The 17346-nt window shown below is 55.0% G+C and carries 11 protein-coding genes; 6 read left to right on the top strand and 5 right to left on the bottom strand.

Annotated features, from left to right (window positions below):
* Nucleotides 1-99 precede the first annotated feature (99 nt).
* The 4 genes from recQ to V3851_RS14055 all read left to right on the top strand — a co-directional run bounded on the left by recQ (nt 100) and on the right by V3851_RS14055 (nt 9721).
* Nucleotides 100-1947 carry a DNA helicase RecQ gene (recQ, locus tag V3851_RS14070; RefSeq protein ID WP_331847186.1) on the top strand — a complete coding sequence of 616 codons (1848 nt, stop codon included), beginning with the start codon at nt 100-102 and terminating at the stop codon, nt 1945-1947.
* 11 nt (nt 1948-1958) lie between these two features.
* Nucleotides 1959-3773 carry a B12-binding domain-containing radical SAM protein gene (locus V3851_RS14065; protein ID WP_331847185.1) on the top strand — a complete coding sequence of 605 codons (1815 nt, stop codon included), beginning with the start codon at nt 1959-1961 and terminating at the stop codon, nt 3771-3773.
* A gap of 46 nt (nt 3774-3819) precedes the next feature.
* Entirely contained in the window at nt 3820-3945 is a 126-nt protein-coding gene (locus V3851_RS14060; RefSeq protein WP_331847184.1) for a YjcZ family sporulation protein, read from the top strand.
* Nucleotides 3946-4177: 232 nt separating this feature from the next.
* A complete protein-coding gene (locus tag V3851_RS14055) occupies nt 4178-9721 on the top strand; it encodes a HAMP domain-containing protein (RefSeq protein ID WP_331847183.1) in 5544 nt (1847 codons plus the stop codon).
* 280 nt (nt 9722-10001) lie between these two features.
* Here the strand turns inward: V3851_RS14055 and V3851_RS14050 are convergent, their stop codons facing one another.
* The 3 genes from V3851_RS14050 to mnmL are packed head-to-tail and all read right to left on the bottom strand — an operon-like array spanning nt 10002 to nt 12573.
* Nucleotides 10002-10982 carry an alpha/beta hydrolase gene (locus tag V3851_RS14050; protein ID WP_331847182.1) on the bottom strand — a complete coding sequence of 327 codons (981 nt, stop codon included), beginning with the start codon at nt 10980-10982 and terminating at the stop codon, nt 10002-10004.
* Nucleotides 10983-11036: 54 nt separating this feature from the next.
* Complete coding sequence (mnmM, locus tag V3851_RS14045; protein WP_331847181.1) at nt 11037-11621, bottom strand: tRNA 5-(aminomethyl)-2-thiouridylate-methyltransferase MnmM; 585 nt, start codon at nt 11619-11621, stop codon at nt 11037-11039.
* Between the two features lies 1 nt (nt 11622).
* Complete coding sequence (mnmL, locus tag V3851_RS14040; RefSeq protein ID WP_331847180.1) at nt 11623-12573, bottom strand: tRNA modification radical SAM protein MnmL/YtqA; 951 nt, start codon at nt 12571-12573, stop codon at nt 11623-11625.
* 387 nt (nt 12574-12960) lie between these two features.
* Here mnmL and trmB point away from each other — a divergent pair, with 387 nt between their 5' ends.
* A complete protein-coding gene (trmB, locus tag V3851_RS14035; protein ID WP_331847179.1) occupies nt 12961-13668 on the top strand; it encodes a tRNA (guanosine(46)-N7)-methyltransferase TrmB in 708 nt (235 codons plus the stop codon).
* 68 nt (nt 13669-13736) lie between these two features.
* Here trmB and V3851_RS14030 read toward each other — a convergent pair whose 3' ends face one another.
* Nucleotides 13737-14888 carry an MGDG synthase family glycosyltransferase gene (locus V3851_RS14030; protein WP_331847178.1) on the bottom strand — a complete coding sequence of 384 codons (1152 nt, stop codon included), beginning with the start codon at nt 14886-14888 and terminating at the stop codon, nt 13737-13739.
* Between the two features lie 51 nt (nt 14889-14939).
* Complete coding sequence (locus tag V3851_RS14025) at nt 14940-15467, bottom strand: phosphatase PAP2 family protein (protein WP_331847177.1); 528 nt, start codon at nt 15465-15467, stop codon at nt 14940-14942.
* Between the two features lie 555 nt (nt 15468-16022).
* On the opposite strand from V3851_RS14025, the gene V3851_RS14020 reads away from it, so the two are divergent.
* Entirely contained in the window at nt 16023-17255 is a 1233-nt protein-coding gene (locus V3851_RS14020) for a glycosyltransferase family 2 protein (protein WP_331847176.1), read from the top strand.
* Nucleotides 17256-17346 lie beyond the last annotated feature (91 nt).

Genomic DNA, 17346 nt, shown 5'->3' with positions numbered 1-17346 from the left:
GCCCCCGAGGGCCTGGACCGCTAAACTAAAGTGAGTGATATATATAAAGCGAGAAGCTTTCTCCGTTTAAATTCTTTCCGAAATAAGGAGTCTGGTTCAATGAAGGTTCAAACCGCCTCTATGGAACAAGCGCAGCAATTGCTGCAGAAATATTACGGGTACCCCGATTTCCGTGAAGGGCAGCGCAAGATCGTGGCCAGCATGCTTGGCGGAGCGGATACGCTTGGCATTATGCCGACCGGCGGCGGCAAATCGATCTGCTATCAGATTCCGGCGCTGCTGCAGCCCGGATTAACGCTGGTCGTCTCCCCGCTGATTTCGCTGATGAAGGACCAGGTCGACGCGCTGATCGCGATGGGGATTCCGGCCGCGTTTATTAACAGCACCTTGTCCGGCAAGGAAGCCAACGACCGCATCCGCGCGGCGCGACGTGGCGAACTGAAGCTGCTATATGTAGCGCCGGAGCGGCTGGAGCTGGATTGGTTCCGCGAAGAGATGGGCACGCTCGACATCTCCTGTGTCGCGGTCGATGAAGCGCACTGCGTCTCCCAATGGGGACACGACTTCCGGACAAGCTATCTCGCCGTGTCGCCGTTCGTGAACGGATTGCCGCGCCGTCCGACTCTGGCGGCCTTCACGGCGACGGCAACGCCGGAGGTCATGGACGACATGATCCGGCTGCTGCGGCTGGATAACCCGTCCGTGTTCGTGACGGGCCTCGGCCGCGACAATTTGGCCATGTCGGTGCTGCGCGGCGAGAACAAACGCGAATACATCATGAATTATGTGGAGACGCACGGGCACCAGCCTGGCATTATTTATGCGGCGACGCGCAAGGAAGTCGATGATTTGTACGGCCGATTGCGGCAGGCGGGAGTCCCCGCGGGCCGCTACCATGCCGGGTTATCCGACCGCGAGCGGGAGGAGAGCCAGGAGGCATTTCTGTATGACGACATCCGCGTCATGGTCGCAACCAATGCGTTCGGAATGGGGATCGATAAATCGAATGTGCGCTACGTGATCCATTTCAATATGCCGAAGAATATGGAAGCTTATGTCCAGGAAGCGGGCCGGGCGGGCCGCGACGGCGAGCCGAGCGATTGCATCCTGCTGTTCAGTCCACAGGACATTATGACGCAGAAATTTCTGATCGAGCAAAACCCCCAGGACGAGGACCGCAAGCGCAACGAGTACCGGAAGCTTCAGCAAATGGTGGAGTATTGTTACTCGACCAGCTGTCTGCGCTGGGGCATGCTCGATTATTTCGGCGAGGCACACGACCGGACGCCCTGCGGCATTTGCAGCTCCTGCCGCGACGAGCGTGAGCTGGTCGACATGACGGTTGACGCGCAGATCGTATTCTCCTGCATCCACCGGATGCGGGAGCGCTTCGGCGTCTCGCTCGTCTCCTCGGTGCTGAAGGGCTCGCAGAACAAGAAGGTGCTGCAGTACGGTTTCGACAAGCTGCCGACTTACGGGATGATGCGCCGCCGGACCGAGAAGGAGATTTCCGAATTGATCAATATGTTTATCGCCGAAGGTTATTTGGCGCTGACCGAAGGGCAGTATCCCGTCGTCCGGCTGCAGCCCCTGGCCGGCGACGTGTTACGGGGTAAGCATCAGGTAATGATGCGTGCGCCCGAACCGGCGTCCGCCAAAGGAGCCGGAACCTCGGGGAGTTCCCGGCGCGCCAGAGGCTCGGTATATGACGACGGCCCGTCGGCGGTCAATGAGACCGTGTTCGAGCAATTGCGCCTGATCCGCCGCGATCTGGCCGAGAAGGAGCGGGTGCCTTCGTATATTATTTTCAACGATGCGACACTGCGCGAAATGAGCGTCGTTCTTCCGACAAGCGAAAGCGAGATGCTGCGGATTAAAGGGGTCGGCGAAGTGAAATACCGTAAATATGGCGCGCCGTTCCTGGAGTTTTTTCAAAATATGGATTAGGGTTGTGGACGATGAAAGTCATCTTGGCTACATTAAACGCTAAATACATTCATACCTCGCTGGCGATCCGGCTGCTGAAGGCATACAGCGGGAATGAATTTGACATCGATTTGGCGGAGTATACGATCAAGGATCCCGTACTGAATATTGTTTCCGATCTTTATCAAAAGCGGCCGGACGTGATCGGCTTCTCCTGCTATATCTGGAATATCGAAGAGACGCTCAAGGTGACCGAGATGCTGAAGAAGGTGCTGCCGGACACGGAAATCGTGCTTGGCGGTCCGGAGGTTTCCTACGATACGGCTTATTGGATGGAGCGGGCGGATAGCGTCGACTATATCGTAATGGGCGATGGCGAGGAGACCTTTCATCACCTGCTTCAGGAGCTGTCCGGGAACCGGAAGTTTCATTATGTATTCGGGGCGGCTTACCGGAAAGGCAGCGATATCGTGGTCAATCCGCCGCGGCCGAAATCGGATCTCGATACGCTGCCGTCGCCGCACCGTTTTCCCGAGGATATACCACACCTAAGCAAGCGCATTGTTTATTTCGAAACGAGCCGGGGCTGCCCGTTCAGCTGCCAGTTTTGCCTCTCCAGCATTGAAGTGGGGGTCCGGTATTACGATATCGAGCGCGTCAAGGCGGACATTTTGTACTTGATCGAGCACGGGGCGAGAACGATCAAATTTCTCGACCGCACCTTTAACATCAACCGCAGCTACGCGATGGAGATGTTCCGGTTTCTGATCGACAATCACGGGGGCTGCGTGTTCCAGTTTGAAATTACGGCGGATATCATGCGGCCGGAGGTGCTCGACTTTTTGGCGGAGAACGCACCGCCCGGCATTTTCCGCTTTGAAATCGGCGTTCAGTCGACGAATGACCTGACCAACGAGCGCGTCAAGCGCCGGCAAAATTTCATCAAGCTGACCCGCACCGTAACGAAGATCAAGGAGAGCGGGAAGATCGATCAGCATCTCGATCTCATCGCCGGATTGCCCGGCGAGGATTACAGTTCGTTCCGCAAGACGTTTAACGACGTGTTCGCCATGCGGCCCGAGGAATTGCAGCTCGGCTTTTTGAAAATGCTGCGCGGTACGGGGCTTCGGAATGAGGCTGCCAAATACAATTATCAATATATGGACCACGCCCCCTACGAAATTCTCGGCAATGACGTGATGCCGTTTTCCGATATCGTGCGGCTTAAACGCCTGGAAGACATTCTGGAAAAATACTGGAATAACCACCGGATGGACCATACGATCGAATATCTGATCAGCAGGGAATTCGCTACTCCGTTCGACTTTTTCCAGGAGTTCGGAGATTACTGGGCGGCGCAAGGCTGGCAGCGGATCGGCCATCAACTGGAGGATTTGTTTAGCCGGCTGTACGATTTCTTGAACCGCCGCGGAATGAAGCGGCCGGACATCGTGCTCGGGCTCATGAAGCTAGATTACTATTTGGGTCATAAGTACAAGCCGCGCAAAATCTGGTGGGAAGACCGGATGACCAAGGAGCGGCGCAGCGGCTACTTCAGGCTATTGGCCAACCGGCCTTCCGAAGCCGATCCGTCATTCGCGGCGCTCGGCCTGGGAGAACGCGACCTGCAGAAATGCGCCGTTCTGGAAGAACTGCCGTTTCCTCTGGACGAAGTGCTGGCAGGGAAGCCCGATTCGGAGCTTCGGCGGGAGGGTACCCTGCTTATCGTTCTGTTCCTGCAGGATGCCGGTGCCGGAGAACGGACGGACTACTTCATAATGCCGCTTGCCGCTACGGGGCGCAAGGACGCCCGCCTATTATACGAATTGCCCAATCAATATACCTAATTTGGAATAAAATAGGGTGTACTCTAAACCAAAGGAGGAATCTCTAGTGAGTGGTGTAGTTGACGGGAAAGCCGGAGGATATGGATATCCGGGCGGCTTGTGGACTTCTACGGGCGCTATCTTGGTTCTCTTCATTCTGCTTGTTATTATTTCGAGAGCGTTCGTAATCTAACGCCTAAAGTACATGGCTTAACGGCTTTAATGTGATTTTTTTCAGTACCCGCCAGGCATGAAACGGCTTGGCGGTTTTTCTTATGTACAAGGCGTTTGTCAATTGGAAAATGACCCAAATTATGTAAGGCAAATAATGACAAGCCGCTTCATCCCATAGTAAAATGAGAAATGTGAATAAATTGTCACCGGTTATCGTAAAAGACTAAATCAATGTCGGGAGAGGATGGAAGATGTCGGATCAAGAACAACCGCATTCCCGGTCGTCCAAGGAAGAACTCGATGCCGGAGAATTGCTGAATGCGTTAATGGCCATGAAAAAAGGAGACTTCTCGTTCCGGATGCCTTACGACCGGACGGGGGTTCCCGGCAAAGTGGCCGATACGTTTAATGAGATCATGGATATGCAGGAAAGTCTGGTCGGCGAAATACGTACCGTGGCCGAGGTCGTGGGCAAGCAAGGCAAGCTTTCGCGCAGATTTAACCATAAAAATACCGGCGGAGCGTGGGAGCAGGTCGTGGACTCGCTCAACGGGCTCGTCAGCGATTTGGTGCAGCCGACGGCCGAGGTGGCCCGGGTGATCAACGCGGTCGCCCAGGGGGACCTGACGCAGAAGGTGGAAGTCGAGATCGAGGGCAGACCACTGACCGGCGAGTATCTGAGAATGGCGAACAATATCAATATGATGGTGAACCAGCTCGGCACCTTCGCCTCGGAAGTGACGCGGGTAGCCCGCGAGGTCGGTACCGAGGGCATTCTCGGCGGGCAGGCCGATGTGAAAGGCGCCTCCGGGACGTGGAAGGATTTGACGGACAGCGTCAATAACATGGCCGCCAATCTGACCGATCAGGTGCGGAATATCGCCGCCGTTACGACGGCGGTCGCCAAAGGCGATCTGACCAAGCAGATCACGGTCAGCGCCAAGGGCGAAATTCTTGAACTTAAAGACACGATCAATACGATGGTGGATCAATTGTCGATGTTTGCTTCCGAAGTGACGCGCGTGGCGCGGGAGGTCGGCACGGAAGGCAAGCTCGGCGGCCAGGCCGAGGTCAAAGGCGTCTCCGGGACATGGAAGGATTTAACCGAAAGCGTCAACGATATGGCTTCCAATTTGACCGATCAGGTGCGCAATATCGCGGTGGTGACGACGGCGGTGGCCAACGGCGACCTGTCGAAGAAGATCACGGCGGATGTCCAGGGCGAGATTCTGGAGCTGAAAAATACTATCAATACAATGGTCGATCAACTTTCTACGTTTGCGTCCGAAGTGACGCGCATGGCCCGCGAGGTCGGCACCGAGGGCATTCTCGGCGGGCAGGCCGAGGTTACCGGCGTGGCCGGCACATGGCGCGATTTGACGGAGAGCGTCAACTACATGGCTTCCAATTTGACGAACCAGGTCCGCAACATCGCGGAGGTCACGACCGCGGTCGCGAAAGGCGACCTGTCCAAGCACATTACCGTCAACGCGAAGGGCGAAATTCTGGAGTTGAAAAATACAATCAACACGATGGTGGATCAATTGTCGAACTTCGCCTCGGAAGTAACGCGCGTGGCCCGCGAGGTCGGGACGCTCGGAATGCTGGGCGGACAAGCCCAGGTTCGCGGCGTGGCCGGTACGTGGCGCGATTTGACGGAGAGCGTCAACTACATGGCTTCCAATCTGACGAACCAGGTGCGCAATATCGCGGTTGTCACCACGGCGGTGGCGAACGGCGATCTGTCCAAGAAGATTACCGCGGATGTCCAGGGTGAAATTTTGGAGCTTACGATTACGATCAACACGATGGTGGATCAGCTTTCGACCTTCGCGTCCGAAGTGACGCGGGTCGCGCGTGAAGTCGGTACGGAGGGCAAACTCGGCGGGCAAGCCGAGGTGAAAGGGGTCGGCGGCACCTGGAAGGACCTGACCGAGGGCGTGAACAACATGGCCCGCAATTTGACCGATCAGGTGCGCGGCATCGCGGAGGTTACGACCGCGGTGGCAAAGGGCGATCTCTCCAAGAAGATTACCGTAGACGCCAAGGGCGAGATTCTCGAGCTGAAGAACACCATGAATACGATGGTGGATCAGCTCAGCCTGTTTGCGTCCGAGGTAACGAGAGTAGCCCGCGAGGTCGGCACCGAAGGGAAGCTTGGCGCGCAGGCGGACGTCAAGGACGTGTCCGGGACGTGGAAGGATCTTACCGATACGGTAAACACGATGACCAGCAACCTGACGATCCAGATGCGCAATATCGCGGGGGTTACGACCGCTGTGGCCAACGGGGACCTGTCTAAGAAAATCACGGTCGACGTTAAGGGCGAGCTGCTTGAGCTGAAAAATACGATCAACACGATGGTGGACCAGCTTAATTCGTTCGCATCCGAGGTGACGCGGGTGGCCCGCGAAGTCGGCACCGACGGGAAGCTCGGCGGCCAGGCCCAAGTGCGCGGCGTCGGCGGGATCTGGAAGGACTTGACCGACAACGTAAATATAATGGCGGAGAATCTGACCGACCAGGTACGCGGCATCGCCAAAGTCGTCACGGCCGTCGCCAACGGGAACCTGAAGCAGAAGCTGACGGTGGACGCCAAAGGCGAGATCGCGGAGTTGACCGATACGATCAACAATATGATCGACACGCTCGCCACCTTCGCGGATCAGGTCACGACCGTGGCCCGCGAGGTCGGCGCTGAGGGCAAGCTCGGCGGCCAGGCCAGCGTGCCTGGCGCCGCCGGGACATGGCGGGATTTGACCGACAATGTCAACTACATGGCCAGCACGCTGACTTCCCAGGTGCGGGCGATCACTACGGTCGCCACGGCGGTGACCAAAGGCGATTTGTCGCGCAGCATCGATGTGGCCGCGGCCGGCGAAGTCGCCGAGCTGAAGGATAACGTAAACGAGATGATCCGCAATCTGAAAGAGACGACGCGGATTAATACCGAGCAGGACTGGCTAAAGACGAATCTCGCCAAATTCACCAGAATGATGCAGGGGCAGCGGGATCTGTACGCCGTATGCCGGATGATTCTGTCCGAGCTGGCCCCGCTCGTATCCATGCAGCATGGCGTGATGTACATCAACGAGCAGGTGGGAGGAGAGCCGGCCTTGGTGCTGTTCGCCAGCTACGCTTATCAGCAGCGTAAGCATTTGTCAAACCAGTTCCGCGCCGGGGAAGGCTTGGTCGGCCAATGCCTGATCGAGAAACAGCGAATTTTGCTCACGAATGTGCCGGAGGATTACGTGATGATTTCCTCCGGTCTTGGTGAAGCGTCACCGCTGAACATCGTGCTCTTGCCGATCATTTTTGAAGATCAGGTGCTCGCTGTGCTGGAGCTGGCTTCCTTCCGGCGCTTTACCGCGGTCGACCTCGATTTCCTCGACCAGTTGACCGAGTCGATCGGGATCGTCATCAACACGATGCAGGCGAACCGCCGGACCGAGGAGCTGCTAATGCAATCCCAGTCCCTTACGGAAGAACTGCAGAATCAGCAGCTCGAACTGCAGAAGACGAACGAGGAACTGGAGGAGAAGGCCCGGCTGCTCGTACTGCAAAAGGCGGAAGTGGAGAGCAAGAACAACGAGGTGGAAATCGCCAGACGGGTGCTTGAGGAGAAAGCGGAGCAGCTCGCACTGACCTCGCGATATAAATCGGAGTTTTTGGCGAATATGTCGCATGAGCTGCGCACGCCGCTCAATTCGCTGCTGCTGCTCGCCGAACAGCTGGCGGAGAACCCCGACCGGAATCTCACCGATTACCAGGTCAAATTCGCCCAGACGATTCAGGACGCCGGTACCGAGCTGCTTGAGCTGATCAACGATATCCTCGATTTGTCCAAAATCGAATCCGGTACGGTCACGGCCGATTACAGCGAGTTGAAAATCAGCGAGGCCGCGGGCGGTCTGGAGCGGACGTTCCGCCATATGGCGGACAATAAGCGGCTCGACTTTATCATCAAACTGGACCCCGATCTGCCGGACACCATGGTCACCGATCCGAAGCGGCTCCAGCAGGTGCTGAAAAATCTGCTCTCGAACGCGTTCAAATTTACGACCGAGGGCCAGGTGCAGTTGGAAATCTTCAAGGCGAAGGAAGGATGGGGCGCGGGCAGCGAGAAGCTGAACCGGGCCAAGGAGGTCATTTGCTTCTCGGTCAGCGACACCGGAATCGGGATTCCGGTGGACAAGCAGAGCATTATTTTCGAAGCGTTCCAGCAGGCGGACGGCAGCACGAGCCGGGAATATGGCGGAACCGGCCTGGGCCTCGCCATTTCGCGAGAGATCGCCGCTTTGCTGGGCGGAGAAATCACACTATACAGCGTTGTTGACAAAGGAAGCATCTTCAATCTGTTCCTCCCGCTCTACACGGACATTCCCGGGCATGAGAAGGAGGAGGCTTCCGATTCGGAAACGCCGGCCGGGCCTCCGAAATACGTGCCTGAAATCATCGATGTGACTCCGCGTGAATCGAAGCGCGGCGGCGCGCCGAAGGAAGAGCGGACGATCCGCGATGACCGCGAAGACATTAAGCCGGGAGACAGCGTCTTTTTGGTCGTGGAAGATGATGTGAAGTTTAATGAAATTTTGCTCGATGTTCTGCACAAAAAAGGGATCAAGGCGATCATTACCACCCGGGGGACCGGGGCGCTGGAGCTTGCCCAGAAATACCGGCCGGATGCGATCACTCTGGATTTACGTCTCAAGGATATGGACGGCTGGCTGATCATCGACCAGCTGAAAAACGATCTTAGCGTCCGCCATATTCCGATCTGCGTGATCACGGTGGAGGAGGATGAAATTCCGCTCCGGCAAAAAGGCGTGTACGACTATATCGGCAAACCGGTAACGAACGAGGAACTGGAGACGAAGCTGGACCGGCTTAAAGAATTTTCACGGCGCGAGGTTCACCGTCTGCTGATGGTTGCTGAAGATGCGGAACGCCTCGAAGAATCCGTACAGTATCTGGCGAATGCCGATCTGGAGATCGTGACGGCCGATTCCGGGCGCAAGGCGCTGAACCGGTTTAAATCCGACGCGTTCGATGCCATCCTGATCGACAACGATTTGAACGGCATGGATGCGCTCACCCTGGTTCATGAAATTCATAAGAATATGCGGAACAAGTCGGTGCCGATTATTTTGAACCGGTGGCAAAAATGGTCGCCGGAGCAGGAAAGCCAGCTTGAGGAATTGCTGAAATCGGCCGTGATCAAAGAAGTCAAAACCCCGGTTCAGATAATGGACGAGACCAGCCTATTCCTGCACCGCAAATCGGAAAACCTTCCCGATGCGTCTCGACAGAAGCTGGTTAAGCTGCATGAATCGGATGAAGCGATCACGTCCAAGCAGGTGCTTGTCGTCGATGACGACATCCGGAATATCTTCGCGCTGACTACGATTCTGGAGCGCCATAATATGAAGGTGATCCCGGCGGAAAACGGGCAGGAAGCGATTCAGATTCTCGAGAGTACGCCGTCGATCGAAATCGTGCTGATGGATATCATGATGCCGATCATGGACGGCTACGAGACCACGCGGGCTATCCGCAGCAAGCCGGAGTTCCGGGATCTGCCGATCATCGCGCTCACGGCGAAGGCGATGAGCGGAGACCGGGAAGCCTGCCTGGAGGCGGGGGCGTCGGATTATATCACGAAGCCCGTCAACAGCGCCCAGCTGCTGTCGATGATCCGCAGTTGGCTGGACCGTGATCAGGATCAAGATCAGGATCAGGATCAGGATCAAGATCAGCGTCAGCAAGAACAAGAGGAGACGCCGGAAAGCGAATAAGAGACTGACAAGACAGGAGCCCCCGGTCCGCTTAAGGACCGGGGGGCTCTTTGGTAAAACCTGCAATAGTGCATCCATTTTTTCGCTGGGAGGCATATATCGGACGGATTCCTGCATATGCGCATCTTTTTCCGGCGATTGCTCCGCCAGAGACTCACAAAGCAGGGAATTCCTGCACTATTGCAGGAATTCCCTTTCTCAAAGCCCGCCCTATCTCCAAAAGATGCATTATCGCAGGAAATGACGCGGCTTACGTGGCGAAGAACCGGTCAGGCACTCTCTATTGCGGGGGCGAAGGCTCGGGTTCGCCTGTTTGCGCGCTCTCCTGTGCCTGCGGTAAATGCCGCCGAAGCCAATCGACCGCATCGCGGGTAACCTCGTCCCGGTTCGTCTCGTTCAGCATCTCGTGCCGTCCGCCGGGATATAGCTTGACTTCCAACTGCCGCAGTCCTAGGGACTGATATATTGCCGCCAGGCGGCGCACGCCTTTCCCCTTGAAGCCGACAGGGTCCTGGTCGCCGCTGAAGATGTACACCGGCTTATCTTTCGGAATCAGCGCCATGTTTTCCGGCCGGTGAATTTCGCGCAGCAAGCCGAACAGCCCGCGGAAAAACTCCGCGCTGCACACAAATCCGCACACCGGGCTTTCTACGAACTTGTCGACCTCCCGCTCATCCCGGGAGAGCCAGTCGAAAGGCGTGCGGATCGGCATTAAGCCCTTGTTATAGGTGCCGAAGGAGAGCGCGTTCAGCAGCAGGCTGGGGTGATCCGGGCCCTGAAGGGCCGCCTGCAGCTGCGCGAGTCTTACGCCGAAAGCGAGCAGCCCGCGGGGGCCGTTGGTTCCTGACAGAATAAATCCGCTGTACCGCCCGGGATCGGTGTACATCGTCTTCTGCGTCAGGAACGAGCCCATGCTGTGGCCGAGCAGAAACAGCGGCAGTTCGGGATGACGTTCGCGGATGATGTCGCCGAGTACGCTCATATCGCGGACCATGCCGTTCAGCCCGTCTTCGCCCGGGTAGCCGAGCTCCTCCGGCGTTTTGGCCGTTCGCCCGTGGCCTCTATGGTCGTTGGCGTAGACCGCAAAGCCGGCCTCCGTCAACGCTCCGGCAAACCGGGCGTACCGCACGGCCGACTCGGTCATCCCGTGGGCGATCTGCAAGATTCCGCGCAAAGGCGCCGCCGGATCCGCCGGGAACCAGCTGTAAACAAACACAAATTGCCCCGTGTCATTCATGAACGTAAAGGTTTCTTCCCGCATGGGAGCAGCACTCCTTCGGATAAGATGAATGAGATATATAGCGGAAGTTCCGGATTATTTCTTCTCCACGGCGATGAGATAAGGGGAAGCCGGCTTTTGCGGTTGCCTGTACAGAACGGCCTGCCCCACCGCTTGTGGCAGGGCGGCGGCCCAGGCCTCCACCGCGGCTGCCTCCGCGTCTCCGCCGGGGTGACCGGGGTAGAGCACCGCGGTCAGGACGCCGCGGGGCCGCAGCAGCCGGAGCGCCGCCTCCAGCGCCGAGATCGTGCTGGACGTTTGCGTGATCACGGCGGGGTCCGCCCCCTCGGCGGGAAGGAAGCCGAGGTTGAACATGACCGCCCCGAGCTTGCCGTGAAGATCGGCGGGCAGCGCCGCCTCCATCTCCTCATGGCTGCGGTGCAGCAGGGTAACGGCGGCCAGCTTGTCCGCCGCCGTGTCCTGCTCCAGTCTGGCCCTGGTGAGGTTCAGCGCCTCCGCCTGGATGTCGAAGGCAAAGACGCGGCCGCGATGTCCGCAGGTCCGGGCCAGGAACAGCGTATCGGCTCCCGTTCCGGCCGTGGCATCCACGGCGGTATCGCCGGGTCCAAGCCGTTCGCCGATCAGTTTGTGGGCAAGGCTAAGCACCGACAGAAAGCCCATATTATCCCCTCCAATACTTGCCTTGCCATGTATCCCGCTCTTTCAGCTCGGCATCGATCGCGTTCAGCACTTCCCATTTCTTCAGGCTCCACAGCGGCCCGATCAAAAGATCTCGCGGAGCGTCGCCGGTCAAGCGGTGCACGATCATGTCCGGCGGCAGAAATTCCAGCGTGTCAACGATCAGCTTTATATATTCGTCCTTTTCCAGAAAGCGCAGCAAACCGGCTTCGTATTGCTTGACCATCGGGGTTTTGCGCATTAAGTGCAGCAGGTGGATTTTGATGCCCTGCACATCCATTTGCGCCACGGCCCGGCCCGTCTCCAGCATCATTTCGTGAGTCTCCTGTGGCAATCCGTAAATGATGTGCGTGCAGACACGGATATTCCGCTTGCGCAGCTTCTCGACCGCATCGAGATACGTTTGAGTATCATGCGCGCGGTTGATGAGAGTCGAGGTGGATTCGTGAATGCTCTGCAGCCCCATCTCCACCCACAGGTAAGTGCGTTCGTTCAATTCGGCCAAATAATCGACGACATCGTCCGGGAGGCAGTCGGGGCGGGTCGCAATCGAGAGGCCGACTACGCCGGGCTGTTCCAGAATCGCTTCATAGTATTCCCGCAGAACCTCCACCGGCGCGTACGTATTCGTATAGGCTTGGAAGTAGCCGATGTATTTGGCGTTCGGCCATTTCAGGTGCTGCCGGTCGCGGATTTTATTAAACTGGGTCACCAGGTCGTCGCGGCGGCTGCCGGCGAAATCGCCGGATCCGCGCGCGCTGCAGAAGGTGCAGCCGCCCTTAGCGATAGAGCCGTCCCGGTTCGGGCAGGTAAAGCCGGCGTCGAGCATCACTTTGAACACTTTTTCGCCAAACTGTTCCCGCATCTCCGAGTTCCAGGTATGAAAGCGTTTGTCACCCCAGAGTTTGGGGACAGTAGATAGAGTTGTATGCATTTTTACTCCTTCATCCGGTAAAGTCCTAAATTTGTCACAAAAAAAATATTTGTGTCGAATTTTGCTTTTAAACCGCCTTGTCATAAGCGGATTTTCATGAATCATTGTAGCAGAAAATATAAAAAAAAGGGAACTTGTCAAGGGGGCTTTTCTTGCGGTGAATGACAGATTATGTTATTTTAATTGTAAATGAATATCGTTTGGACCCCAATTCCAAAATATATCGAGAAAGGAATCCGTCATACCGTCTCCCCGGCGGTAAGGGTTCCTTTTTCATTTAGGGTGGAGAAGCCACTTTTATATCTTTACTTTTAGTTCAATCTTCGGCACAATGTTTCAGTGATGAAATTTTGATTTTGGGCATAACCAGGAAAGCGGAGGAATGAGATGCGTTTACGCGGCAGAAAGGGAATCCGGGAAAACTTGGAGGAGCAGCAGGACCTTGTCGTACTGGACCCCCGGGAATATAAGGGAAAATGGTCACAATTGTTCGGAAACGACCGGCCGCTTCATATCGAGCTTGGCATGGGGAAAGGGCAATTCATCAGCGGCATGAGCTTTAAACACCCTGATTGCAATTTTATCGGGATGGATATGTACGATGAATTGATCCGCCGGGCCAGCGAGAAGGTCCGGGGCGTTTGGAGCGGGCATGAAGGGGACAATCCGGCCAATGTTCGGCTCGCGCTAGGGAATATTGAATTCATCGAGGAATTTTTCGCTCCCGGCGAGGTGGAGCGGATCTATCTGAACTTCAGCGATCCGTGGCCGAAGAAAAAGCATATGCGGAGAAGGCTCACGCATCCGCGCTTTTTGGACAAGTACCGCTCCCTGTTGAACGAGGCGGGAGAGATTCACTTCAAGACGGATTCCAGGGAACTGTTCCAGTTTTCGCTGAACGCTTTTGCCGCAAGCGGCCTGCAGATGAGCGATATCTCGCTGAATTTGCACGAAGGCGGCAACAATGAAGCGCATGTGATGACGGAATACGAATCCAAATTCGTCGGCCAAGGCATGCCGATTTACCGCTGCGAGGTGAAAGTCGGCGAACTGGCGCTGCGCCGTTATCACGAGACCAAGATGGACGAATTTTAACGACGTTCGCCAAAAAAGGCTCCGGACATTTCCGGAGCCTTTTTGTTTGTTCAAAACGGGTTAAGAGCCTAATAACTAGGGCAATCTTTCAGTTCTTCATTTTGTCCGATCAGTTCCATGATGGCCTGTGCGCTTTGAAGCGGATAGAAGCTCTCGATCTGATCGAGCACTTTCTCACGCTCGCGTATGACCTCGTCATAGTTATTGCACAGCCGATCGATCCATGCCGTAATGTCGTCCAGGGAACTGATCTGCGTTCCCCAGCCCTGGGAGGCGAAATAATGGGAATTCTCCTCCTCCTGGCCCGGCAGCGGCTTGTGGAACAGCATCGGAATGCCCTTCGCCAAGCCTTCGGTGCAAGTCATGCCGCCGGGTTTCGTGATTAAAAGGTCGGAAACCTCCATCAGCTTGTCGATCTCCTTGGTAAATCCAAGCAAATGGATATGCTCATGTAAAAAACGGGGATCCTTCTTCATCTTCTCCAGGGATTTCTCGTTGTTTCCGAAGCAGAAGATGATCTGGATCCGGTCTCTATATGAGGCCAAATGCGAATTGACCGCCTCGTCCTTCATAAAGCCCCAGCCGCCGCCCATCACAAGCACGGTGGGCATATTTTTCAGGCCGAACTGGGCCCGGATATCCTCCTTCCGGTGGCGTTCCCAAAAATTCGGATGGACCGGGATGCCGGTGATGCGGATTTTGCTCTCGTCCACACCCCGTTCGAGCAATTTCTGCTTTACCTGCTCGGTCGACACAAGATAGCTGTTCACTTCCCGGCTGACCCAAGATCCGTGCGCATCATAGTCCGTGATTACGGTGCAAAGCGGTACATCAAGCATTTCCAGCCGCTTGATCCGCGAAATAATGGTGCTCGGAATCGGATGGGTGCAGACGATCACATCCGGATGCAAATGACGGATCACCTGAATCGTGCGCGTATAAAACATCCGATGAAGAGCGAGCGTCGTCAATCGGTTCAAAGATTTTTTATAATTGCTGCGGTACATCATGCGAACAAGACGTGGCTGGCTGGATACCGTTTTCTTATAGGCGGTAATAATGATCGGCGCCACTCTCGGATTTAAAAAACTGCCCAATTCCAGGACTTTCGTCTGCACATGTGGTTCCACTTTACGTAAACTGCTGGAGAGCGCATATGCCGCCTGCGTGTGCCCGGCTCCAAACCCCTCAGATAAAAGTAAGACCCTATGTTTTTGCACTTTAGTTTCACCTTTTCCTGCAAGGTTTTTCTAACAATTACAATATCCCCTTTACGCCCAGAATGCAACCGTACCGAGGGCGACAAAAGACCCGATTGCGGCGCCGGCCAGCACATCGGACGGGTAGTGCAAACCCAAGTAAATCCGGGATATCGCCACGATCAGAGCGACGGGTCCAAGCAGAAGGACAAGCCCGGGCTGCAGCGCAATAAATGGCATCGTTACCGAGAAAATGGCAGTGGTATGACCTGAAGGAAAAGAGTGATCCGTCAGCGGATTACGGAACGTATTGGTGCCCGGTAAAGTCATATAAGGACGGAGCCTTGGATATTTCTTTTTGGCCAGCGCTACCGGGATGTGGCTGATCGCCAGTGCAACGCAGGACTGAAGGCCCACTTTGTTCCATGGCGCGGGCGCGATCATCCACACGATCAAAGTGGACAAGATCGTAAACCAGGCGCCGCCGAGATGAGTAAGATGATAAAGCCAGAAATTAAGGAAACTCCGGTGCAGACGGCCGTTGATCCCCACGAAAAGTTTTTGGTCCAGTTGTACCAATTTTTGCATCCATCGCTTCATAAGATCCCTCCCGTCGGGTTTGCCGCCGAATACGGTCCGTATTTCGCCGATTGGGCGTATTAACGATAGAAACGACTGTGAAAGTTAATATACCCTTTTTTTGATTTCTTGTGAATCCGCTCTTTTTGTTGATTCAAATAATAGCAAAAAAGTTTAAAGAAAAATGAGTTAATGAGTAAACTTTTTATTGCCATTTACGTTTGTTTATTATCGGATCGTTTTCATACAGTAAAAACATTAGAAAAAAAGGGGGGACTTTAGAAATAAAAAGCGTCAAAAGTGATGAAAATAAGAACTAACCGCACCGATTGCTGGATGCGGCGGTGCCTTATGGGGGTAGGAAGGGGCTGCCGCCAAAATTTGCGCCGCTCCGGTTTTACAGCGGTTTGACAAATGATACGAATTCATGGAAAATCGAAAAAGCGTTGAAAAAGAAATAAAGATTTTCAAACGGGTTTTTCAAACAAGGGTCAAAGGGTCATAAATAACTCCGGCTAAATTAGAGAAAAAAAACAACCAAAAATTTAATGGAGTTTAAAGGGGGCACAAAAGATTATGATGGACGTCGTTTTAGTATCGCTGCAGGTCGTGCTTGCGGTGATCGGGGTGTACCAATTCGTATTATCGCTGTTCGGCTTGTTCAAAAAGAAGAAAAAAGCAAGCTTTGCTCCGACCAAATCCTTTGCCGTGCTGGTAGCGGCGCACAACGAGGAAAAAGTGGTCGGCGCCTTGATGGAAAATTTAAAACAACTGAATTATCCGAAGGAGCTCTACGACGTATTCGTCATTTGCGACAACTGTACGGACGGAACGGCTGACATCGTGCGGAGCCACGGCATGAACGCCTGCGTGCGGACCAATCAGAACCTGCGCGGCAAAGGCTATGCGATCGAGTGGATGCTCAAGCAATTGTGGAAGATGCCGCGGCAGTATGACGCCGTGGTGATGTTTGACGCCGATAACTTGGCGCATCCGGACTTTTTGCGTGAGATGAACAACGATCTCTGTTCCGGCGCCCGGGTTATCCAAGGGTATATCGATACAAAGAACCCGGAGGATTCCTGGATCACGGCGGCTTACGGGATTTCCTACTGGTATTGCAACCGCTTGTGGCAGCTTTCCCGCCACAATTTGAATATGGCCAACTATCTCGGCGGCACGGGGATGTGCTTCGAGACCGAGCTCTTGAAGGAGATCGGCTGGGGCGCGACGAGCCTCGTGGAAGACTTGGAATTCACGATGCGTTGTACGGAACGCGGCATATATCCGGTGTTTAATTACGACGCGAAGCTGTTTGACGAGAAGCCGTTGACGTTCAAAGCTTCCGCCCGCCAGCGTCTGCGCTGGATGCAGGGGCACTTTACGGTGGCCCGCAGATATTTCTTCCCGCTTTTGTGGCAGGGCATCAAAGAGCGGAATTTCATTAAGCTGGATATGGCTTTGTATGGGGCCAACGTATATATCGTCCTGCTGACATTCCTGCTGACCGCTCTGATCTGGGTCGACCAGTCTCTGCTGAGCGGGCCGCATTTTGAGACGCTGTATGCCCATTTGCCGCTATGGATTTCATTCCTGGCGATCGCCGCCAACGTATTTACATTCCTGGCGGCCATGATTCTGGAGAAGGTTAAATCGAAGAAAGTTTACGCCTACCTGGTGCTGTTCCCGGTTTACCTGATCTCGTGGTGGCCGATTACGTTCTACGCCTTCTTCACCCAGAACAACAAGCAATGGAGCCATACGCAGCATACGCGCGTTGTGCGCCTCGAAGAAGTTCAAAAAGGGTAAGGAAGCTTAAAACCCGGTTTTTGAGCTCTTATTGAAATCGGTAAGCTCAAAAACCGGATTTTGATCACGAAGCTTTTCGGAGAAAATAATT

This window comes from Paenibacillus haidiansis (assembly GCF_036553665.1).
Classification (GTDB): domain Bacteria; phylum Bacillota; class Bacilli; order Paenibacillales; family Paenibacillaceae; genus Fontibacillus; species Fontibacillus haidiansis.
Note: the sequence above shows the minus strand (reverse complement) of the source record. Positions and strands in the feature narration are given on the sequence as shown.

Bases quoted from the DNA above. Each gene is read 5' to 3' on its own strand.
- recQ (WP_331847186.1), top strand. From the start codon at position 100: ATGAAGGTTCAAACCGCCTCTATGGAACAAGCGCAGCAATTGCTGCAG.
- V3851_RS14065 (WP_331847185.1), top strand. From the start codon at position 1,959: ATGAAAGTCATCTTGGCTACATTAAACGCTAAATACATTCATACCTCG.
- V3851_RS14055 (WP_331847183.1), top strand. From the start codon at position 4,178: ATGTCGGATCAAGAACAACCGCATTCCCGGTCGTCCAAGGAAGAACTC.
- V3851_RS14050 (WP_331847182.1), bottom strand. From the start codon at position 10,982: ATGCGGGAAGAAACCTTTACGTTCATGAATGACACGGGGCAATTTGTG.
- mnmM (WP_331847181.1), bottom strand. From the start codon at position 11,621: ATGGGCTTTCTGTCGGTGCTTAGCCTTGCCCACAAACTGATCGGCGAA.
- mnmL (WP_331847180.1), bottom strand. From the start codon at position 12,573: ATGCATACAACTCTATCTACTGTCCCCAAACTCTGGGGTGACAAACGC.
- trmB (WP_331847179.1), top strand. From the start codon at position 12,961: ATGCGTTTACGCGGCAGAAAGGGAATCCGGGAAAACTTGGAGGAGCAG.
- V3851_RS14025 (WP_331847177.1), bottom strand. From the start codon at position 15,467: ATGAAGCGATGGATGCAAAAATTGGTACAACTGGACCAAAAACTTTTC.
- V3851_RS14020 (WP_331847176.1), top strand. From the start codon at position 16,023: ATGATGGACGTCGTTTTAGTATCGCTGCAGGTCGTGCTTGCGGTGATC.